This window comes from Shewanella sp. MTB7 (assembly GCF_027571385.1).
In the GTDB taxonomy this organism is placed as follows: domain Bacteria; phylum Pseudomonadota; class Gammaproteobacteria; order Enterobacterales; family Shewanellaceae; genus Shewanella.
In genome coordinates, this window is record NZ_CP085636.1 from 5,340,605 (window position 1) to 5,363,037 (window position 22,433).

Genomic DNA, 22,433 nt, shown 5'->3' on the forward strand with positions numbered 1-22,433 from the left:
AAAAGAGAGCCTCTAATGGGATATCGTCCCATTAGAGGCTAGATTTAAATCCTACCGAACAGTTAAAACACAACCTTCAATAGTCCAATACCCATTTAATCAGAAGATAACGAATAAAGAATGGATCCCGGAACAAGCCTGGGATGACGGCAATGGGAAAATCCTCAGCTTTTTCTAGCAGCGTTCTAGCCGTGAGCTTGCGAACGTCCTCGCAGACACGTAGGTCGCCCTAGCAGCAATGCCAAATGCTCAGTGTTGCTTTTACTGTAAGCAAAGCATTCCTGTAGCCGCAGGCGATTCCGTACTCAAGTACGTCGCCCGTCCTTCTCAGCTTTACTAGCAGGGCGCAGCCCGCTCTACAGCACCAAAGCTTAAGGTTTAAACACCCCAATCACATCACCCGACGCCTTCTTGGCAACTTGCTCATCCATTTGCTGTTCGCTGTAATCACATTCGATACACTCAACGGTTTCTACCCCATTGAGCTTATAAAGGACAATGCTATCCATGGCTTTACATTTAGGGCATTTAGCTCCTGCGACAAAACGCTTTTTTACTTTCATGTCAGCCATCTCTTTCCAACCCTATATTTGAATTATTCTCTGTTAACGTCATATTTTGCCATAAACAAAAACAGATCACCCGACTCTTGCCTTTTTATTACTCTGTTAATGGCTCTCTTTCTTATACCGATTGATGTGATACCAATTGGTATGAGAGCCACTTGTGAGATATCATCTGCGGCAATTGCATTCGGTCACCAAGTCCTATTCCATGATATCCATCACTCAAGCACAGCTTATCCGCGGTACTAAGACTCTCTTAGATGAGACCTCATTAACCATATACCCTGGCCATAAGGTTGGATTAGTGGGTGCTAACGGTACTGGTAAATCATCACTGTTAGCCCTGATTTTGGGGCATATTAGTTTAGATAAAGGCGAGTTCAGCCTGCCAAGCGGCTGGAAAGTAGCAACAGTGGCTCAGGAAACGCCTGCTCTGGACGTTTCAGCACTGGAATATGTCATCGATGGCGATACTGAGTATCGTGAACTAGAGGCACAACTAGCCAAAGCCCAAAGTGATGACAACGGTAATCTCATTGCCCTGCTTCACGGTAAAATTGATGCTATCGGTGGCTATGCCATTCATTCTCGAGCAGCAAGCTTGCTTGCAGGTCTAGGTTTTGCTGAAGCTGAGCAAAGCAATCCAGTAAAGAGCTTCTCTGGTGGGTGGCGTATGCGCCTCAACTTAGCTCAAGCGCTATTATGCCGATCAGATCTCTTGCTTCTCGATGAGCCAACCAACCACTTAGATTTAGATACCATGTATTGGCTGGAAGGTTGGATTAAAGCCTATCAGGGAACCCTAATTTTAATCAGTCATGACAGGGATTTTATCGACGGTATCGTCTCTGAAATTATTCATGTTGAGAATACTAAGCTCAACTACTACAAAGGCAATTACACCGCTTTTGAGCGCATTCGTGCTGAACGTATGTCTCAACAACAAGCCGCCTATGAGCGTCAGCAAAAAGAACGTGACCATATGCAGTCATTCGTCGACCGTTTCCGTTACAAAGCCAGTAAAGCTAAGCAAGCCCAAAGCCGCTTGAAAGCCTTAGAACGAATGGCTGAACTGCTCCCTTCTCAAGCCGACAGTCCGTTTCATATGACCTTTAGAGAGCCTGATGCTCTGCCTAATCCATTAGTCACCATGGAACATGTCTCTGTGGGTTACGGTGATAAAGAGATCCTAAAAAGTGTGCACCTGAATTTAGTCCCCGGCGCACGTATTGGTCTGCTAGGTCGAAATGGTGCCGGTAAGTCGACCCTGATTAAGTTGCTCTCAGGCGAGCTTTCTCCATTGAAGGGCAAGTATGAGACCAACCCAGGTCTGAATATCGGCTACTTTGCTCAGCATCAGTTAGAGAGCCTACGCTTAGATGATTCACCGCTGCAGCATCTTTCGAGACTTGCACCGACTCATAAGGAGCAAGAGCTACGCAACTTCCTCGGTTGTTATGGGTTTAACGGCGATATGGTACTTTCACCCGTGCGCCCCTTCTCCGGTGGTGAGAAAGCCCGTTTAGTACTGGCGCTATTAGTATGGCAACGCCCTAACCTGTTACTTCTCGATGAACCAACTAACCACTTGGATCTGGAGATGCGTCACGCCCTGACCATGGCCCTGCAATCATTTGAAGGCGCCATGATCATCGTCTCCCACGACAGACATTTATTAAGACTAAGTTGTAGCGATTATTATCTGGTCGATGATGGTCATGTGCGTGACTTTGATGGCGACCTCGATGATTATCATCAATGGCTACTCGATGCAGCGAAGGCCGCTAACAAAGTAGAAGCTAGCTTAGACTCAAAACCAGCTCAAGATAAAAAACTGCAAAAGCGCCTCGAGGCAGAGCTTAGACAAAAGCTATCACCTATGCGTAAAATTCAGAATAAACTCGAAAGTGAGCAAGAGAAAGCAAATAACCGCTTAGCAGAAATTGAGGCGATGCTTGCAGATATGAGCTTGTATGAAGCTGAAAATAAGGATAAATTAACTCAAGTATTAACTGAGAGAACTAAGCTCACTCAAGCCCTTGAGGAGAGTGAGATGGAGTGGCTAGACATTCTGGAGTCCATTGAAGAGATAGAGCTCGAGGTTCGCTCTTCTATTTAACTCCATTTTTTTAGCCGAATCCTCTTTTTGGCAAGGAAATGCTAGATGACATACTTAAATCAGTTTGATATTTCGTTGTGGCAAGCTTGTGACACCTATTACCGAGAGCACCAGGCTTTATATTTACAACTTCAAGATGAACATGAAGTTAATGTCAATTTGCTGCTGCTCTCAACCTGGCTGGATAAACAAACCTACCAACTGCTTCCCCAAGCTTGGTCACAATTAACTCAAGAGATCCGACGCTGGGAGGAACGAGTTCTGCTCCCCTATCGAAAATTACGTAAGTTAAGTAAAAACGGCCTAATTGATACTGACTATCAACAGATGTTGGATGTAGAGTTGATGCTGGAACGAAAGGCTCAGGCACTGATTTTACACAAGCTAAGACAACTGCCTCAGGAAGGTACACGCTCTAACTTTGAAGTTTTCCTCGAACTCTATCAACTGAACTCAGCGGATTATCTGCAGTTGGCCGCATAGAGACAAAAATGGCATGAGTCACCTCATGCCATCCTTAAGCTGTATCTTGAATTGGTTGATGAAACAGGCAGAATCATTCGCGATGACAAGCGAGGTGCAATCTCTTCCAATGCTGAAAAGATACTGGGCAGATTAAATATCCCCAGTGATAATTGGATAAAAATCATCTCTGATTTTGGCAAACTATTTCATGGCCCTGTTGGTACTCTTCAAGAATTAACCCGTTATTGTGAACATTTAGGAAAGCGACGAAGGCATTTCTCTCGCAGCTGTCAGCACCTTCAAGCTGACTAATGGCATAATTCAATTTAAACAAAAATGAACTCATAGATACTGAGTCAAAAAGTCTTGCCTGAATCACATAATTTACTCCTAAATACACTGTTCCCCCCTCCGTTATAGCCTAGTAAAGTTAGAACACTCGCTAGATTGTCTTACGTAAACACATAGGGCATTAAGCACTTGCTGAAGACTCGATATGTTATTGATTAGTAATGGGTGGCTTGATATTCCACTCTGATTTATTCTATCGGTCGAACTTTAACAGTAGATTAAATCGTTTTTCGTAAGCTATTAGTTTATCGGATAGTGCTTTAGCCGCCTCCTCTCTCAGCGCTTTTGTATGAGCTTTAAGGTCTTTTTCCCAAGAGTTGTTGTCAAATGCCGCATGCCAAGAGTGTTTGTTTGTGATGCAGCTAAGCCATGCTTCTTCCAATACCTTAGGATGGTACTCCTCTATGAAGTATTTTAATTTGTAGTGACATACTATTAGGTTCTTGGATTTGGCTTGTAGGGTGATGCACGTTTCAAGCAGCTCTTCCAAAGTGTCATCCAAAGTATCGGGGGGCAAGTCTCGAATAGCGCTATCGTAGATATCTAGCATTAAATCATTAGCTATGTATGTGTGCTAGGTTCCATGTCAGGGACTTTGGAGTAGTAGTTCAGGATGCGTCCAGTAAACTTATAATGTGCTTGATTAACCAAGCTTTCTGTTTTTTTTGTAAGCCTGCTAATGCGAGCTGCAGTTATCCTGCAATCAATGACCTCTGTTCTTACCTTCTCTTTCTTAACCATGCGCTGGCGGAACAATTAATAGCTACCGCTCCGATTAAAGCAATGCTAGCAGCAGTTATAGCTGTTGTAGTCGCATTGCTGTTCTGCTCCAAGGCCTGTAGTAACTTAGTTTGTTGTTCGGTGTTCTTATGGAGATTGGTTGCTAGTCGTAATAAAACGCTATCGTTCACGCTGATACCTCCTAACTAATTGAAGAATATATATTATCACGAGTGAGGAAAATAACATGGCTATCCAATAACACGATAGATTAACCAGATCACCCTGTGCGCTGAGATAAATCGGTAGAGGATTAACGGTTCCACTCAAGATATTGATCAGCCTTTAATGGATTAGGCTCTTTGAACAGCAGATCTTATGCTAGTTATTATTTTTTAATCTGTTGGAAGTGGCATTTTGTAAGGTTGAATAGTTTTTCCTTATAGATAGAGGATCTGAATAAATTTGCATCATGTTGGACATTTCAATTCCACCAATTTCGAAAAGGCTATCAGTTTTGCTAAGGGAACCAAGGTAAATGCTCTCGTTGTATATGTTCAAATTTACATCTATGATTTTAATGTCTAAATAGCATCGCACCTTAGATTTAGTTGACTTGAAAATATGGAAAAAGTGGATTGCATTGGTTATTTTGTAGCTTAGTTTAGTCAAATCATTAGGCTCTAATTTTATCCCAATGGTCTCCGTCATATCTCCATTAAATATTCTTTCAGCCTCTTCAGTTTCAAATTTCCTTCCTTTGACTCGCAGAAACATGCTATCTAAGTAAACAGCTTGATTACCACGGTTACTGAACAAAACAGTCAGCGTTGTATAGCCATTAGCGGGGTCAGTGTAGACATTCATTTCATTAATCATTGCTCTTACATCAACTCGGTTTAGAAAGTCTAATGTTTGATAGTATTTATAAAAACCAAAGAATAGTGTGGCAATAGCAACAACTGTTTCGAAGAGATTTATTAAATGGAGCCATACATTAGATAAAACGGTTAGGAGAACTAAGCCAGAGAAAAATATTAAAGGCAAAAATCGTTGGTGTGTTGTCATCTTTTACACGCTCTAATCGTTTGATTTAATGCTTAATAATACCACACTTCCAATTTGGCCTCGTTAACTGGGAAATAACATGGCCATATATAATTTATTGTGGGTGGCCTGATTAAATCCCAAACAGCCCTCACTTGATGGTGTCCATCTTAGATTTCCAAAGCAGTGTTTGATAACTCGAAGTTAAATCGAAGAGATAAACACTCAGGTGTAGGTGCGGCAGTGAGCTTCGATGACAGGGATGTCATCGTAGAGACTACAGGGATTGTACTTGCGTCGTCTCACTGAAGTATCTGCACATGAGGTCGCTCTTAGGCATCCTGCCTTCGCGACATTGGTGCATCCATGCACGGCACCTGCTGCAAGAAATTAACTGAATTGAAGTAATGGCTTACAGTTAGTTAACCAAATACCAATCTCGAGTTACGAAAGGAATGGCAAAGCCGTAACTAAGAAGCTGTTAGCTCTTTTGCCAGTTTAGTCGCATTTCTCGCAGTCATGCCATAAATAGACAGTTGTGGGTTCGCCCCTAAGCTAGTTGGAAATATCGATCCATCCATCACCGACAGGTTTTCATAGTAATGAGAGCGGCCATAACTATCGACCATGGCCATTTTAGTATCTTCCCCCATGGGACAGCCGCCCATGACGTGCGCCGATGCGACAACAGTCTTCAACGGTGCCAGCTCCATACTGGCAATCGCTGATTTAGCCTCTTGCCAACTATTGAGGTAAGGCATACCTTCACTGATAGGCAATACCTGATTAGCGCCAGCGGCAAACTGTAGCTCAGCCATGCTGGCAAACGCTCGCCGTGCTGAGTGCCAAAAAGCATCGGTAAGGGGATAATCGAGGGAAAACCCCGTGTCTGTTAGATGGACCTGTCCACCTTGGCTATCGGGATGGTAACCATCACGCACCAGCGCAATCGTTACCTGTAATTGATTGAAATCTGCCATCAAGGCTGCGTGACTCTTGCCATAACCTATGGTCTTTGAAGCGATAAGTATCGGGTGAACTGGCGGCACTTCAAGTTTATAACCTAGTTCACCTGCGGCGCCGTCACGCCAGACAAACTCATCACTATAGATAGATTGCGGTGCACCGCTATGGGCATTAACCGGATCATCAAACAGAGCTCCACTTAATAAAGTTGGATGTAAGAAAGTCCGTTTTCCCAGAAGTTGATAAGGATCTGCAACACCTGAACGCATTAAAACAGTTGGAGTATGTATCGCACCTGCAGATAAAATGTAGTGTTTAGCCTTAAAAATTAGCTCTACTGACGTTGGCTGTAACTGCTCATCCAGTGCTTGAGCCTTAATGCCGGTGATCTTACCGTCCTGATGCTCAAGCTTCATCACCTTAGCCCGGCTAACAAGGGTAGCCCCCATATTTAGCGCCGATGGGATTGTCGTCACCAACATAGATTGTTTGGCATTAACCGGACAACCCATACCACAGTAGCCTGTATTCCAGCAGCCCTTGACGTTTCGCTTAATGACGGTGAAATCCCAATCCAGCTTTTCGCAACCTGTCTTTAACGCCTGATTATTTCGATTAGGTTCATATTCCCATTTGGAAATATTAAGACGCTGTTCCATCTTCTCAAACCAGGGATCAAGCTCGGCACGGGAGAGACCGGAGACCGATTTCTCCTTAGCCCAATACTCTAATGCCGGCGAAGGTGTTCGAATAGAAGTAGTCCAGTTTACTGTGGTTGAACCGCCGACGGCACGGCCCTGAAAGATACCAATCGCTTTATCTTTTGTTTTCATCCCAGCCGCTTGATGATAGAGATTGGGATAAGCGCGTCTCTCCTCCATATTAAAACTCTTGGATGATTTAAGCGGGCCTCCTTCAACAATAATCACAGTGAGTCCGGCCTGAGTTAAGATCTCAGCAGCAACTCCGCCACCAGCACCGCTGCCAACGATAACGACATCGGCCTCAAGGGTTTTCCCCTGACTGAGCTGACTAGCATCAATATGTTTCCAACCCGACGCCAGGCCCTCTTCTATGGGATCTTGTATAGCCACCGCATCACCTCCATCACACATGTTTTATTATTGTTTTATTCAGATGCACCAAGGCTCGTCTGCTTTGTACTTGTTACTCTTCAAAAAAAGTGGGTTTAGTGTAATTAAGCTGCCCCCAGTTTTCAGGGGATGCGTAATAGCTCGCCATCACTAGCTCCCTAAGGCCTTGATAAGCTGCGATCAGTAGATCTAAGAAACTGTTTCGCCAATACTCCAACATGGAGATCAGTTCATCGGGAGAGCGCATCATTAATGGTGTCAGACTACCAGTCAATACCAACAAGCCTAACCTTTGCTCCAACATATTCAGCAATTGTTCAAGCTCATCTTGCCCCTCTTTCGGCAAATAAGAAATAGTTTGCGCTATAGCATCGAGTGTTCGATTTTGGGCAGCAATCCGCATTGACTCCACATTAGGCAGAGCATCTTCTAAAAATACCGGAAGCAGCACACTAAACAACAGTCTGTGTTCACTATCGAGCGCCTTATTCACCCGAATATGATCAGGAGAATAGATACTCACCCCCAGTGCCAACGCCGCCGTTCCCACGAGTGCTGTGGTTAGAAAAGTACGTCGTTCCATGCTCCTCCCTTAAAATGATGATGTATTGAGGTTTTATACCAATAACAGACCACTTAACTATCAAGTGAACCTAAGCTGTTGGCTATTTATGCTACAATCATTCCCATATAATTAAACACACGTTTTAATTTTCAGCAATAGCTAATACATTATGAAGCAGACTTTTTCCCCTCCTTGGTGGGCCAAAAACCCCCATATCCAAACGATTTTACCGCTATTAACTAAGGTGGACAGACCAGCGTTACGTCGAGAACGCTTTGAACTCAAAGATGGTGACTTCATCGATCTCGACTGGTTAAATGTCCCTAAAGAAAGGGAGGTAATACTGATCATCATCCACGGACTCGAGGGCAGTGCCGAGTCTCACTATGTGCGTAGGCTGCTGCATGATTGTGGTAACCATGGCCTTTGTGCCTTAGTTCATCATCACAGAAGTTGCTCCGGTGAGTCCAACCGGTTAGCAAGAAGTTATCACAGTGGTGATACCCAAGATCTACAAGAAAACCTACAACACCTTAAGCAGCGGTTCCCAACTTCGCCTCTGCTGGCCGTTGGATACAGCTTAGGCGGCAATGTGCTCACTAAATATCTAGGGGAATATGGAGAAAACAGCCTACTCAAGCGCGGCGCTGTCATCTCGGCCCCCTTGAAGTTATCTGCCTGTGCTAAACGCTTAGAGAAAGGTTTCTCTAAGCTATATCAAAGTTATTTAATCAAACAGTTACAGCAAAAAGTCACAAATAAAATTAAAGATGATTCTCTGCGAGACGCGATGCCTGTATCCTTAGCACAAATTAGGCAGCTCGATACCTTTTACGCATTTGATCATAGGGTAACAGCCCCTCTTCATGGCTTTACTGGTGCCGATGATTATTATCAACAAGCCAGTGGCATCGACTACTTGTCCACAATATGCCAGCCGACCTTAGTGCTTCATGCTGCCGACGATCCCTTTATGACCGCCGACGTGATCCCTGCTGCAGATAAGATCTCGCCCCATGTCACTTACGAACTGCATGATCAAGGTGGTCATGTTGGATTTATTAATGGTGGCAATCCATTACGACCTAAGTATTATCTAGAGCAGAGAATACTTAATTTTTTATTAGTATTAGAGAGTGAAAACTAAAATGTTGGTTCCATATGATTCATTAGTGCAGCTTCCTACAGACACCTTCGAGACATTAATAAAAGAGTTTCTTTTCACTCAACTCGAAGACGGTAGCTTTTCAAACACCGATGCTGATGGTCTAAAAACTGCCATAAACCAGTGTAAACAGGCACTTAAACAGGGTATTCTGGTGGTAGAGTTTAGTGAAGAAGATGAGTCCATTGCGATTCGTCAACGAGAACAGCTAGGCCGCTAAAATTAAACCTTCAGATCAGCCAAGTTTGACCTTTGGTGACTGATTACCGTATAAATAGGGGTTCGCCACTAAATTCTTGTTTGTTTTTACAGCTTCCATTTAGGGAAAAATTAATGTCAGCAAAACACCCCATTATCGCAGTAACGGGCTCCTCAGGAGCCGGTACCACGACAACGACAAGGGCCTTCAAACATATATTTCGCCAGCTTGGGATCAATGCTGCGACAGTTGAGGGAGATAGCTTTCATCATTATACCCGTCCAGAAATGGAACTTAAGATACGCCAAGGGCAAACTGGTAATAAAAACATCAGCTATTTTGGTCCTGAAGCCAATGATTTTGATAAATTGGAGCAGTGTTTTAGTGACTACAGTGCAACAGGTCAGGGCGAAACGCGTTCTTATCTGCACACTTTTGACGAAGCGGTCCCCTTTAATCAGATGCCAGGCACATTTACCCAATGGCACTCTCTACCTGAAAATACCGATATGCTTTACTACGAAGGGCTTCATGGTGGTGTTAAGACTGATTCCTGCAATGTAGCCGAACATGTGGATCTGCTTATCGGCATGGTACCCATCGTTAATTTGGAATGGATCCAAAAGATCATTCGCGATACGTCGGACAGAGGTCATAGCCGTGAAAAAGTAATGGGCTCAATCGTACGTAGCATGGATGATTACATCAACCATATGACACCTCAATTCTCTCGTACTCATATCAATTTTCAACGAGTGCCAACGGTGGACACTTCAAACCCCTTCAGTGCTAAGAGTATTCCCACACTAGATGAGAGTTTTGTAGTGATCCGTTTTCGCGGCATAAAAAATGTCGATTTCCCCTATTATCTAAAAATGATAGATGGCTCTTTTATGTCTCGAATAAATACCTTAGTGGTACCAGGTGGCAAGATGTCACTGGCGATGGAGTTAATCCTAACCCCACTTATTCGGGATCTACTTGAGAAACGTAAGCAACTTTTATCTCTGGACAGTGAATAAGCTCTCAGATTTACTTAAGCTTTATTTAAGTATCTTCAAGTAGACTTTATCTCGTCGGGATTTCAGGCGAAAGACTGATGAGTTAGCATGCTCTTGGGAGTAAATTCCCCCATCTTTATCTGTTTGTTCTCTTGAGTATGCTGGCTATTCTAACCTCTTTCTATCATTGATAAGTAAATTCCACATCCATGCTTTATCTGTTTGTTCTCTTGAGTATGCTGGCTATTCTAACCTCTTTCTATCATTGATAAGTAAATTCCACATCCATGCTTTATCTGTTTGTTCTCTTGGGCTTGCTAACTATTTTAACCTCTTTCTATCATTGATAAGTAAATTCCACATCCATGCTTTATCCGTTTGTTCTCTTGGGCTTGCTAACTATTTTAACCTCTTTCTATCATTGATAAGTAAATTCCACATCCATGCTTTATCTGTTTGTTCTCTTGGGCTTGCTAACTATTTTAACCTCTTTCTATCATTGATAAGTAAATTCCACATCCATGCTTTATCTGTTTGTCCTCTTGGGCTTGCTAACTATTTTAACCTCTTTTTATCATTGATAAGTAAATTCCACATCCATACTTTATCTGACTCTTGGTTTATAAAAAGCTCTTGAATGCGGCTATTCTTTTCAAAAAAGGCCCTAGGATAAACAAATTCCTAGAACCTAGAACCTGCTAGTACTCAAGCCTAGAACCTCAAGCCTGGCCCTTGAAACGAAAAAAACCAGCCTCAAACTGAGACTGGTTTTATCATAACTTCAGTACTTGTTATTGAAGCGTTATCTCGCTCGCTTAGCGCTTATACCAATCAGTATAAAGATGTGATCGCTCAGCGAGAATTTAGCGCTTCTGAGGCAAGGCAACGAGTGAAGAACATAGTTACTCTACGTTTAAGCTCGTTAACATAGTATCGGATGCGCTAAAACTCGCCTGTAAGGAGTGTTTTTGGCTGTCTACTTCTGCGTTGAATGACCTCACAAGGGAATAACCATTCCATCATCCATTCGCCTTGAATTAGTTTGCCAAAAAACACTCTGAGTAGATCACTTTCTTATTCTGATTGGTATCATACGATACACCAGCAGATAGAGCACTGGCAGGATAACTAAGGTCAGTAAGGTCGAAGAGACAATACCACCTATCACAACCGTCGCCAGTGGACGCTGCACTTCTGCGCCTGTACCCACGTTCAGTGCCATAGGCACGAAACCTAAGCTGGCAACTAATGCCGTCATCAATACCGGACGCAGTCGTTGACTCGCACCTTGCTTAATCGCGTCGATAAGCACTAGCCCTTGCTGTTTAAGCTCCTTAATGAAACTTAACATCACCACACCATTTAACACGGCGATGCCTGAGAGGGCAATGAAGCCAATAGCCGCAGAGATAGACAGTGGCATATCTCTGAATACCAAGGCCATCACACCACCAGTTAGCGCAAGTGGCACACCGCTAAAGATGATTAGCGAATCTCGAACCGAACCGAAGGCGCTATACAGTAAACCAAAGATAAGCAATAAGGTGAGAGGAACTAAGATCATTAAGCGATTAGATGCCGACTCCAACTGTTCAAAGGTGCCACCATATTCACTCCAGTATCCGCTAGGCAGGTTAAGCTCTTTGCCCATCACTAGCTTAGTATCTTGAATAAAGGAACCCAGATCTCTGCCCTCTACGTTAGCGGTCACCACAACATGACGCTTACCACTTTGACGGTTTATCTGATTTGGACCGATTTTAAACTGGATATCGGCCACTTCCCCTAGAGGGACGTAGCTAAGATCTGGGTTTAGATCCGCAGGCAGTGCGATAGGCAAACTGGCTAATGCCCGCAGATCTTGGCTGATGTGATCTTCCATTCTCACCACTAGCTTAAAACGGCGATCTCCTTCATAGATAAGACCGACTGGTACGCCCGCAACCGCCGTCTGCAACGCTTGCTGCACATCGATTATCGTCAGACCTAGCAGGGCTAAATGATCGCGATTGGGCTCAATAGACAGAGTAGGTAAACCTGACATCTGTTCTACTCGCACGTCCTTCGCACCCGCTATTTTCTTAAATAGCGCTTCGGCCCGATCGCCTGCTTCCTTAAGCGTGTCCAGATCATCACCGTAGATCCGTAAAGCCACATCGGCCCTGACCCCCGCAATTAACTCGTTAAAGCGCATCTCAATAGGCTGAGTGAACTCATAGTTGTTGCCAGGAACTTGTTCAACATGCTCCCTGAGCTCATCCAAAAACTGCGCTTTACTCTTAGTCGGATCCGCCCACTCTGATCGTGGCTTGATGATCAAGATGGTATCGGCAACACTGGGTGGCATAGGATCGGTTGCCACTTCTGGGGTACCAATCTTTGAGAATACCCGCTCGACTTCATCGAGCTCGCCAATAACCAGCTCCAGCTTTTTCTGCATCTCGGTAGACTGTTCAAGGCCGGTACCTGTGATGCGCATGGCGTGCATAGCAATATCGCCCTCATCGAGCTTAGGTAAAAACTCAGAACCTAAACGGGTGATCTGATAGCCTGTCACTGCGATCAAGCCTATTGCGGTTAGCAAGATAACGGCCGGGCGCTTAAGCGAGAAAAACAACACAGGCTCATAGAGACTGCGCGCCTTCGCCATCAGCAAGTTTTCTTGCTCGTTAACCTTACCTTTAACAAAGAGTGCGATGGCTGCAGGCACAAATGTCACCGACAATATTAGCGCTCCAATAAGCGCCGCAACCACGGTAAAGGCCATCGGGTGGAACATCTTACCTTCGACACCGCTAAGGGCGAAAATGGGCAGATACACCAGCATGATAATCAGCACGCCAAATACGGCTGGGCGGAACACTTCACGGGTCGCCTCGAAGACGACTTTGACTCGTTCCTCTAATGAGAGTAACCGGCCATATTTATGCTGCGCCATACCGAGACGGCGCAGGGCGTTCTCTACGATGATCACCGCACCATCGACTATGATGCCGAAATCTATGGCACCTAAGCTCATTAAGTTGCCTGAGACCCGATTGGTTGTCATTCCTGTTATAGCGAACAGCATACTGAGTGGGATCACCAGCGCTGCGATAAGTGCGGCGCGAAAATTACCCAGTAGGGCAAATAAGACTACGATGACCAGAACAGCACCTTCGAACAGGTTTTTCTGTACTGTGGCAATGGTCTTATCGACTAAATTGGTTCGGTCATAAACTGCTTCCGCCACTATGCCTTCAGGTAGACTGGCATTCACTTCAGTGAGCTTATCGCCCACCTCTTTGGCCACCACTCGGCTATTCTCGCCTAATAACATGAAGGCAGTACCCAGTACTGTTTCTTCACCATTTTGGGTTGCGGCGCCAGTTCTTAACTGCTTACCGTAGAAGACCTCAGCCAGATCGCCAATACGCACAGGGGCATCGTCACGCTTAGTCACCACCACCTGACGGATCTCTTCCAGATCTTTAAGCTGACCAGGGGATCGAACTAACCACTGCTCGCCATTTCTCTCAATGTAACCGGCACCCGCATTACGATTATTACGTTCAAGAGCCGTGATGATGTCATTGACCGTGACCTTAAATGCCAACAGTTTACTGGGATCCGGTGCCACCTGATATTCACGTTCATAGCCACCCAGACTGTTAATCTCGGTCACTCCAGGCACTTTGACCAGCTGTGGACGAATGATCCAATCTTGAATGGTGCGCAGATCTTCGGCGCTGTATGGCGTACCATCCTCTTTTAATGCGCCATCAATGGCACGAATAGAGTAGGTAAATACCTCACCAAGGCCACTACTGACAGGGCCTAGTGCGGGCTCAGCTTCGGCGGGCAACTCACCACGAATGCCTTGTAAGCGCTCGGATATTTGTTGTCTCGCCCAATAGATATCAGTGCCTTCCTCGAAGATCACTGTAATTTGAGATAATCCATAACGTGAAATTGAACGGGTGTGATCGAGATTCGGTATCCCTGCCATGGCATTTTCAATCACGTAGGTCAGGCGTTGCTCCGACTCCAGCGGTGAGTAGCCGGGGATAGCCGTATTAATTTGCACCTGAACATTGGTAATATCGGGTACTGCATCAATAGGCAGCTTTAGGGTGTTGTAAACACCCAGTAACGCGACAAGCAAGGTTATCGCCAGTACAAGTAAGCGCCTTTTTAAAGCGAAGGAGATGATTGTATCCATGATTATTTTCTCCTAGTGTACGTGCTTAGCAGCATTTTTCATGATATCCGCTTTTAATAAATAACTATTTTCAGTGACATATTCACTGTCGATATCGAGACCTGTCAACACTTGGGTATAGACACCATCACTCTCGCCTAAGGTCAACATACGTACCTCAAAGGTGTTGCCATGCTTAACAAATACTGCAGGCTTATCCATGAAGGTTTGTAAGGCATCGACACGAACAGCCAAGGGCACTGCCTTGGTATGAGTTTCGATAACGGCCTGAATGTGCATACCGGGACGCCAGTGTCCATGTTCATTATTAATCACAGCGCGGACTCGGGCGATATGCCCCCCAGTCATGGTAGGCGCGATATAACTGATGGTACTGCTGGCAGAAGCGCTATTATGCTCATTACTATGACCACCAGCATTGGTTGCTTCATCGCTATGGTCATCACCTATGGTGACTTTCTGACCCAGTGATAGCTTTTCTATGCTCTTAGGAAAAGCAGATAGATCGATCCACACGGATGAAAGATCGCTGATACGAACAAGTGCACGGTTATAGGTATTATCCCCCAAACTCAATAACTGTTCGGTGATCTGACCGCCCGCAGGGCTCTTGACCTGATAACTCTGCAGCGTATTTGAGTTACGCACAGTGGCAATCACCTGCCCCTTGTGAACACTGTCACCTATGCTCACATGCATCTGCTCGATAACACCGGCATAGGGTGCGGTCACACTAAATTGCTTTTCAGTAATGGGAGCGACGATGCCAAACAAGGTGTCGGTAAAGATGAGTTGCTTGCTACTGGCTTGCTGAGTAGCAATGTTAGATAACGCCAAAAGGCGGTCGTTTATCTCAGTACGACCATTGTAATTTTCATAGTGCCAGTCATAAGACTCACCTTTAAAGCCTGCATGTACTTCGACTTCAAAGGAGTGAGGCTCGGCCACACTCTGAGTGCTGACCAGATACTCTCCCTCTGGGGTAAAACTAATTTTATCAGTTTTGCCACCAAGACGGTTAAGCAGCAGCTCCAGTTCGATGGCATCAGGCGCAACTTTTTCACCCTTATAGTAAGCATAAATACGCATCTCAGGTGGGATGCCTGACTCAGCCATGGTCACTTCTATTTCAAACTCACCACTATGCAACAGACGACCACCATGAGGCCCTTCGGGAATATGTTCCTCCTCCTCTTCATGGCCATGTCCGTGATCACCGCTAGCCCAAGCAGAACTCATGGGTAACACAGTGGTGAGACTGACTGTTGATAATGCGAAAACGACGGCCAAAAGTGCCGATGAAAGCTTGTTTAATTTGAGATTCATTATTTGTTCTCCTGTGCCAATTTAGGCTCAGTGTGTAACCCAACATTTAGCGGGTTATTTGAAATAGGGGATGTGTAAACATTTGAAAGTGCAGTGGTCATCGATTGCCCTGTAATACGCTCGAGCTCGAGTCTCTGCTGATAAACCGCCACTTTCGCTTCGATAAGTTCACGCTCAACATTAAACAGCTCAGTCTGTGCATCGACCAATTGCAATACATTGGCTTGCCCCGTCTGGTAAGCACTTTGGGTCTCCTTAAGCAGACGCTGAGCCAAAGGGAGAAGCTCCTCCTTGAGTTGAGAGGCTTGTCTGGCGTTGTTGATCATGATCTGGTGAATTTCGAGTAAGGTAAGCTTAAGTTGACCACGGGCCAGCTTTTGCTGCTCCATTGCCATATCTTCATTAGCTTTAGCGGCCAAAATATTACCTTGGTTTGGATTTGACAGTAGGATCGGCATAGAGAGGTTAAACATCAGGGCGCCGTCATCAAATCCATCATAACTGCGTACGCCAACACCTAAGGTAATATCATACTGAGCTTTGGACTCCTCCATGCGACGCTTGGCATACATTAACCGCTCGACACTTAACAATTGCAGGTATTGAGGTGCGGTTTCAATGGCGTTGAGCACACTGGCAGCGGTTGGAATTACCGTTATCATATCCAACTCCCCGACTACACGATCAAAATGAGCTTCACTGGACCACATGGCAGCCAATCTGTGTTTAGCGATTTGAGTGTCGCCCTCTAACGCTTGTTGAACGGCTCTGGCCCGCATTAACCTTAGCGCCATCTTAGTCACATCAGCCTGAGCGACTGCACCAGCCTTTGCCCGAGACTCAATGGTTTTTAGCGCCTTATCCTCAACCTCAATTCGTTTAAGGTTCCACGCTTGCAGCGCCTGAAGTCGCAAAACCTGATAGTAGGCCTGAGTAGCTTGAGACAAGATATCCAAACGAATCAACTCATACTCAGCTAACTTCTGACGTTCGCCAGCCTGAGCAAAATCGATCCGTCGCTGACGCTTATCACCAAGCTCAACCAACTGACTTAGCCCTAAGCTAATCTCGGCATTGTCCACCCCTTGCTTATCTCCTGTTCCGAGCACATTTTCCACTTCAACAGAAAACTCAGGATTGGGTGTGATGCCGGCTTGTATAGTCAAGGCCTCATTAACCCTTAACTCATAGGGAAAAGTCTGTAGCCGGATGTTGGACAAGAGGGTTTTTTCCAACACCCAAGACAAGGTAATTGCGTTATTGCTTGTTTCTGGTTGCGTATTAGTGCCTTGCTGAGTATCTGCTTGTGCAAAACTCATGCTTACAAATAGAACAAACATACACAGAACCACTGTCACCAACCCACGTTGGCAAGCAACAAATGTGATCTCTAGATATCTCTTCACGAGAATGAACTCCAGTTAATTAGCCTGCAAGTTTGAAGTTTATTAGGGTAAAAAAAGCGCTTAGCTCGTTCTACAAATACCTAATAAATCAGCGGTACAAAGCTATTACTTGAGTCTTTAACGCCTACTTTTTTGCACATCAAAATGTGCAGAGAATACTTGCTGATAGTTCGATAATATTACCGAATATCCTCAATTTCACTTATGAATAGACCCTAAGACTCAATCAAAAAATGATTAAATACTATGATAAATACCAATCGGTATAACTGAACTCACGCGTGAGGCGGGGGGATAGGCGGGGCGTAACTTCTATTTTGATAGAGAATCGAAAAAAGGTATACATCTTGACCAGGCATGAAGGCGGTCAAAAAGCTTAGCTCAATAGGAGGATGGCATGATGTATGAAAATCATCATCATCGTGCTCATCTTGTTCTGTCGCGGTTCTTGCATTAGCACAAGAATCTCCCACTTGGTGACAACAAGATGTTTGTTCTTCACTATTTTGAGTCATCAGAGCTTGCGATGCCTCTTGAGAGGTCTGCTCATTAATATGAATATCTGAAGCTACACAAGTAGGAAAAAGTTGCGACAGGAAAACCACCAGTAAGAGAACTAGTGTCAGCTTAGATTGTATGATCTGTGTTGATGCTTTAATACTAAACAAGCTTGGTTTCCAGTGTCTAAAAAATAATGGCATTAAACCAATAGGGTATTAAACCAGAGTCAGATTTTCAATTCTAGATAAATAACATCAATGTTCACCTGAGAGTGAACAAATATCAATTAAACGTGAGCAAGGTAGCAAAATAGCACAGAAAGAGAAGAGAAATACTCTAATTTAAATATCTATTACTCAACGATTAAAGATATGGACTCACGGAAAGGTTTATTTTGTTCATAGGTTTGCAGGCGCAACAGAAACTCGTCGGAACGATCGACATGCTCACTCAGTTTCAAGGCATGAATTGCTTTTTGTTGGATAAGAATCGCCGAATTAAAATCACCCGTTTCCGCATAGGCGGCTGCAAGGTTATCTAAATTAGTAGGATCTTCTTGATCGGCCTCGACTAAACGTTGAGCCAGTGCTAATGCTTTCTCACCATTACGGTACTTGGCTTCCGGACACGTAGCTAAGATCCACGCTACATTCCCTAATGATACTTCATCGCCTACAGCGCTAAAACGTTCGACTGCTTTACCACAATGACGCTGTACCCCTTCACCACCAGCAGCATAAATAAAGCCCAATCTGAATTCTGCCCACTTGCTGCCCCGCTCACTGAGCGCCAGATACCAACGCTCAGCGACCGTTAAATCCCGAGCAACAATATTACCTTCAAAAGAGAGATCTGCGAGGGTTTGTTGCGCTTTAATATGTCCCAGCTCTGCGGCCAATGACACCCATTTGATTCCGAGCAGTTGATCTTGTTCAACAAAACGTCCGGAAAGATACATTAATCCCAATAGAAATTGTGCCTCTTGCTCACCCTGTGTCGCTTTCAACTCAATATGGGCAAGTTTACTAGCAGCAACCGCTGTAGCGGGTTGAGGAATAGAGAAAGCATACGCTGCGGTGCTCATTATAGAAGTAATGACAAATCCAGCTGCAATAATTAACGGATGATATTTCACACACAACTCCAATGAAATAAGCAATCTAAAAGGACATATACCCAAACCACTGCAAGATGCTGCATTCAGCGAGTCGAGCAGTAACAAAACGAGAGCCAGTATACAAAATAAAAATAAAACTATGACAAAACAAGTCTTTTTTATAAATGGACTATAATTCAGCTAAAAATTGAGACAAAAGTGCAACTGACAAGAAAATAAAAGAAAAGTTCCCCCACAAATTAAAATAAGATGTGATTCACTCTGCATTGTTTAGTCATTCCCCATGCCTGCATGCTTTATTAGTTGACTTATATCACTAATGTATCAAAATGCTCGGCAATTTATACCCACCAACTACATGTATAAATAGCACTTGAGTTACATTCATTTTGTCTAAATTTAGACCTCCATCTAAGTTTTACGGACTTAATTGACGTAAACTGCTTATTTAGCATATTCTTGTATTTAATTTAAACAGTCGAGGAACACAGGCATGGCTCTTATTGGTAAGCCTAAACCAGATCCTACTTTGGAATGGTTTTTATCACACTGTCACATTCATAAGTATCCAGCCAAAAGCACTTTGATCCACGCTGGTGAAGAATCTGATACTCTTTACTATATCGTCAAAGGCTCAGTCGCTGTTTTAATCAAAGATGAAGAAGGTAAAGAGATGATTCTCTCTTACCTGAACCAAGGCGATTTTATTGGTGAACTTGGTTTATTTGAAGAACAAGCTGAGCGTACAGCTTGGGTTCGCGCTAAACAGCCTTGTGAAATTGCTGAAATATCTTACAAGAAATTTAAGCAACTAATCCAAGTTAACCCTGAAATTTTGATGAAGCTTTCATCTCAGATGGCCTACCGTCTGCACAGCACTAGTCAAAAAGTCGGTGATTTAGCCTTCCTTGATGTTGCTGGGAGAATTGCCCAAACATTACTACATTTGGCGAAGCAGCCTGATGCAATGACTCACCCTGATGGCATGCAAATTAAGATCACTCGTCAAGAGATTGGTCAAATTGTAGGTTGTTCACGTGAAACTGTTGGCCGTATTCTCAAGATGCTTGAAGAGCAAAGTTTGATTCAAGCTCACGGTAAAACAATCGTAGTATACGGCACTCGCTAAGCTAACTTTCAGTTAGCTTTAAGATAGCTTCGATAAAATGGCCTGAGATTATCTCAGGCCATTTTTTTGGAGAAATGCTAATGACAAGAGCTCAATTATTTGGCTTATTAGCTCTTGCGACCTTACTACCTATAACATCTCTTGCTACTACGCTTATCGAACTTGAACACAACCAAGCCAAGCAGTTAGTTAGCACTGGTATGATCCTTTCTCTTGATGTCACCTTAACCAAGACAAAATCTTTTTGTTTTGGCAAACTCATTGATGCCCACCTTTATCAAGACGAAGGAAAATGGCGTTATGATTTGCAAATTAAGGCGCAACGTGGCCAAATCATAGATCTAAGTCTCGATGCCAGCACCGGACAACCTAATCCTTATAAATCACTGCCTAGTGAATGCCGGGCTTTTGAAAAGTAACCCCTGACTGCATCTACTCCTATGATACTTTTTTATTGACAGGTTCCTATGAAATTACTGCTCGTTGAAGATAATGAATTGCTTGTTGCAGAGTTAGAGAAGCAATTAAAACAAGCCGGATACGTCACGGATGTAACCGATAAGATCAGTGAAGCCGATTATCTGCTTAAAGAAACACATTACGATTGTGTGATTTTAGACATAGGCTTACCTGACGGTAATGGTTTAGAGCTCTTGACTCGATGGCGTAATCAAGGCATTAACACCCCCGTCATCATGCTAACGGCAAGAAGTCAGTGGCATGAAAAAGTCGAAGGTTTCAATGCTGGCGCTGATGATTATTTAGGCAAGCCTTTCCATACTCAAGAGCTATTAGTAAGGATCAATGCTCTAATACAAAGAGCGCACGGAAAAGCGAACACTCCCTCTAAAGAGCTTAGCTTTGCTGGCGTGACTTTAGATGAAGATCAGCAGACAGTACTGGTCAATGAGGAGAAGTTCGAGCTCACAGCAATGGAATTTAGGTTACTGAAGATATTCATCATGTCACCTAAAAAACTTCTCTCAAAAGCTCAGCTCACAGATAAGTTATATCAGTTTGATGATGAAAAAGAGAGTAACGTGGTTGAAGTATATGTCACTCACCTACGTAAGAAACTCGGTAAAACCAGCATTGAAACACGTCGCGGCCAAGGGTATATCTTCCACGGCATTAGAGAATGATATCAATCAAGACTAAGCTCAGCCTCTGGTTAACGGGTTTAGTCATCTTATCTACCGCTGTTGGCATCGTCTTTTTTGAAACCATGCTGCGCCAAGCCTTTCATGACTCCATTATTGCCAGATTGCAGGAAGATATTGAACAAGTGATGTTAGCAACACATCTTGATGGTGAACAGCTAAGCATAGATCAGAGTCAACTTTCCGGATTTTATAAGCCAGTATTTTCAGGACGATATTATCAACTTGATTTTGCAGATCAAGAGATCCGATCTCGCTCTTTATGGGACCAAAGACTTGATATAAAAAAACTCACTCTTGGGGAAACTCGAGTGTGGCAAGCCAAGGGTCCCTTAAACCATGATATACAACTGCTCTCCATCGGATTGGGCTCTAAATCAGTGGATGTCAATGCAACCTTAACCGTTGCTCAAGACTTAAGTATTGGACGTAAGGTTTTCACTCAAATTTATGGTACTAAATTTGGTGTCAATTTGGGCATGTTATTAATGATGATAGCGGGAATATTCTTAGTCTTAAGGCAATCCTTTAAGCCAATAAATCAGATACAAGACGCACTATCTAAGCTCAGAGAGGGAGAAATAACCTCACTGGAAGTTAACCAGCTTCCCTCAGAACTGCGTCCCCTAGCTGTCACTTATAATGACCTATTAACCTATTCAAGTAAGCAAATGGAGCGCAGTCGCAACAATATTGGCAATCTAAGTCATGGACTTAAAACACCACTGGCCGTCATGCAACAGCAAGTTGAAGCTTTAGGATTAAAAGATCCTGACTCCGCAATCGCACTGCAGAAGCAGTTAGATCTTGTCCATAAGATGATAGAAAGAAAGTTAGCAGCAGCTAGGATCACGGGGGATATGTTACCTGCTGCACAGATGCAGATCCCCAAAGATCTTCAAGATTTGAGTAAAACATTAACAAAGGTACATTTTAATAAACAGATCATCTGTACCTTCGACATCCCAGAGACGCTCACCCGACTTCCTATACATAGAGAAGATGGAATGGAGCTTATCGGAAACTTACTCGACAATGCTCATAAATGGGCAAAAGAACATGTTGAAGTGAGCATAATCAATGATGACAAAGGTATTAGTTTAGTCATTGAAGATGATGGATCAGGCGTTGCCGATAATGAGTTAAATCTCCTCACTACTCGAGGTAAACGTTTAGACGAAGCGACTATCGGTCATGGCCTTGGACTCTCAATTGTTAAAGATATTGCCGAACAATATGGTATACAACTCGCCTTTACTAGAAGTATGAAACTGGGTGGTTTGCGGATAAAGCTGGAGTTTTAAAAGCATCAAAGTTACTGAAACCAAAAGGCCG

At 43.8% G+C, this 22,433-nt stretch carries 19 protein-coding genes and 1 pseudogene; 10 read left to right on the forward strand and 10 right to left on the reverse strand.

Going from position 1 to position 22,433, the window contains the following annotated elements:
* Positions 1-371 precede the first annotated feature (371 nt).
* Entirely contained in the window at positions 372-572 is a 201-nt protein-coding gene (locus tag HWQ47_RS23180; RefSeq protein ID WP_269968356.1) for a YheV family putative zinc ribbon protein, read from the reverse strand.
* A gap of 202 nt (positions 573-774) precedes the next feature.
* On the opposite strand from HWQ47_RS23180, the gene HWQ47_RS23185 reads away from it, so the two are divergent.
* From HWQ47_RS23185 to HWQ47_RS23195, 3 genes and pseudogenes are all read left to right on the forward strand, one after another.
* Entirely contained in the window at positions 775-2,685 is a 1,911-nt protein-coding gene (locus HWQ47_RS23185; protein ID WP_269971838.1) for an ABC transporter ATP-binding protein, read from the forward strand.
* A 45-nt stretch (positions 2,686-2,730) separates the two neighbouring features.
* Positions 2,731-3,168 carry a TIGR02444 family protein gene (locus HWQ47_RS23190; protein WP_269968357.1) on the forward strand — a complete coding sequence of 146 codons (438 nt, stop codon included), beginning with the start codon at positions 2,731-2,733 and terminating at the stop codon, positions 3,166-3,168.
* Between the two features lie 33 nt (positions 3,169-3,201).
* Positions 3,202-3,462, forward strand: a pseudogene (locus HWQ47_RS23195) (transposase); the annotation flags it as partial.
* A gap of 232 nt (positions 3,463-3,694) precedes the next feature.
* Here HWQ47_RS23195 and HWQ47_RS23200 read toward each other — a convergent pair.
* The 4 genes from HWQ47_RS23200 to HWQ47_RS23215 form a co-directional block, all read right to left on the reverse strand.
* A complete protein-coding gene (locus HWQ47_RS23200) occupies positions 3,695-4,051 on the reverse strand; it encodes a hypothetical protein (protein ID WP_269968358.1) in 357 nt (118 codons plus the stop codon).
* A 551-nt stretch (positions 4,052-4,602) separates the two neighbouring features.
* Positions 4,603-5,289: a hypothetical protein gene (locus HWQ47_RS23205; RefSeq protein ID WP_269968359.1), complete on the reverse strand. Its 687-nt coding sequence runs from the start codon at positions 5,287-5,289 to the stop codon at positions 4,603-4,605.
* Between the two features lie 449 nt (positions 5,290-5,738).
* Positions 5,739-7,328 (reverse strand): GMC family oxidoreductase, encoded by a 1,590-nt coding sequence (locus HWQ47_RS23210; RefSeq protein ID WP_269968360.1) that lies wholly within the window; start codon positions 7,326-7,328, stop codon positions 5,739-5,741.
* 73 nt (positions 7,329-7,401) lie between these two features.
* Positions 7,402-7,911: a twin-arginine translocation signal domain-containing protein gene (locus HWQ47_RS23215; RefSeq protein ID WP_269968361.1), complete on the reverse strand. Its 510-nt coding sequence runs from the start codon at positions 7,909-7,911 to the stop codon at positions 7,402-7,404.
* Positions 7,912-8,062: 151 nt separating this feature from the next.
* On the opposite strand from HWQ47_RS23215, the gene HWQ47_RS23220 reads away from it, so the two are divergent.
* The 3 genes from HWQ47_RS23220 to HWQ47_RS23230 all read left to right on the forward strand — a co-directional run bounded on the left by HWQ47_RS23220 (position 8,063) and on the right by HWQ47_RS23230 (position 10,279).
* Positions 8,063-9,040, forward strand: a complete 978-nt coding sequence (locus HWQ47_RS23220; RefSeq protein ID WP_269968362.1) for a hydrolase — start codon at positions 8,063-8,065, stop codon at positions 9,038-9,040.
* 1 nt (position 9,041) lies between these two features.
* Positions 9,042-9,278, forward strand: a complete 237-nt coding sequence (locus HWQ47_RS23225) for a YheU family protein (protein ID WP_269968363.1) — start codon at positions 9,042-9,044, stop codon at positions 9,276-9,278.
* A 113-nt stretch (positions 9,279-9,391) separates the two neighbouring features.
* Positions 9,392-10,279, forward strand: coding sequence for a phosphoribulokinase (locus HWQ47_RS23230; RefSeq protein ID WP_269968364.1), 888 nt, complete (start codon positions 9,392-9,394; stop codon positions 10,277-10,279).
* Between the two features lie 1,045 nt (positions 10,280-11,324).
* On the opposite strand, the gene HWQ47_RS23235 is transcribed toward HWQ47_RS23230, so the two are convergent.
* The 5 genes from HWQ47_RS23235 to HWQ47_RS23255 form a co-directional block, all read right to left on the reverse strand.
* Complete coding sequence (locus HWQ47_RS23235) at positions 11,325-14,459, reverse strand: efflux RND transporter permease subunit (RefSeq protein ID WP_442802043.1); 3,135 nt, start codon at positions 14,457-14,459, stop codon at positions 11,325-11,327.
* Between the two features lie 12 nt (positions 14,460-14,471).
* On the reverse strand, positions 14,472-15,785 hold the full coding sequence (locus HWQ47_RS23240) for an efflux RND transporter periplasmic adaptor subunit (RefSeq protein ID WP_269968365.1): 1,314 nt from the start codon (positions 15,783-15,785) through the stop codon (positions 14,472-14,474).
* Entirely contained in the window at positions 15,785-17,191 is a 1,407-nt protein-coding gene (locus HWQ47_RS23245) for a TolC family protein (RefSeq protein WP_269968366.1), read from the reverse strand. The genes HWQ47_RS23240 and HWQ47_RS23245 overlap by 1 nt, the downstream gene beginning before the upstream one ends.
* A 275-nt stretch (positions 17,192-17,466) precedes the next feature.
* A complete protein-coding gene (locus HWQ47_RS23250) occupies positions 17,467-17,859 on the reverse strand; it encodes a hypothetical protein (protein ID WP_269968367.1) in 393 nt (130 codons plus the stop codon).
* Between the two features lie 185 nt (positions 17,860-18,044).
* On the reverse strand, positions 18,045-18,827 hold the full coding sequence (locus HWQ47_RS23255) for a tetratricopeptide repeat protein (RefSeq protein WP_269968368.1): 783 nt from the start codon (positions 18,825-18,827) through the stop codon (positions 18,045-18,047).
* Between the two features lie 475 nt (positions 18,828-19,302).
* Here HWQ47_RS23255 and crp point away from each other — a divergent pair, with 475 nt between their 5' ends.
* From crp to HWQ47_RS23275, 4 genes are all read left to right on the forward strand, one after another.
* A complete protein-coding gene (crp, locus tag HWQ47_RS23260; protein ID WP_012144207.1) occupies positions 19,303-19,938 on the forward strand; it encodes a cAMP-activated global transcriptional regulator CRP in 636 nt (211 codons plus the stop codon).
* Positions 19,939-20,018: 80 nt separating this feature from the next.
* On the forward strand, positions 20,019-20,357 hold the full coding sequence (locus HWQ47_RS23265; RefSeq protein WP_269968369.1) for a PepSY domain-containing protein: 339 nt from the start codon (positions 20,019-20,021) through the stop codon (positions 20,355-20,357).
* A 48-nt stretch (positions 20,358-20,405) separates the two neighbouring features.
* On the forward strand, positions 20,406-21,080 hold the full coding sequence (locus tag HWQ47_RS23270; protein WP_269968370.1) for a response regulator transcription factor: 675 nt from the start codon (positions 20,406-20,408) through the stop codon (positions 21,078-21,080).
* Positions 21,077-22,402, forward strand: coding sequence for an ATP-binding protein (locus HWQ47_RS23275; RefSeq protein ID WP_269968371.1), 1,326 nt, complete (start codon positions 21,077-21,079; stop codon positions 22,400-22,402). The genes HWQ47_RS23270 and HWQ47_RS23275 overlap by 4 nt, the downstream gene beginning before the upstream one ends.
* The last annotated feature ends 31 nt before the right edge of the window (positions 22,403-22,433 follow it).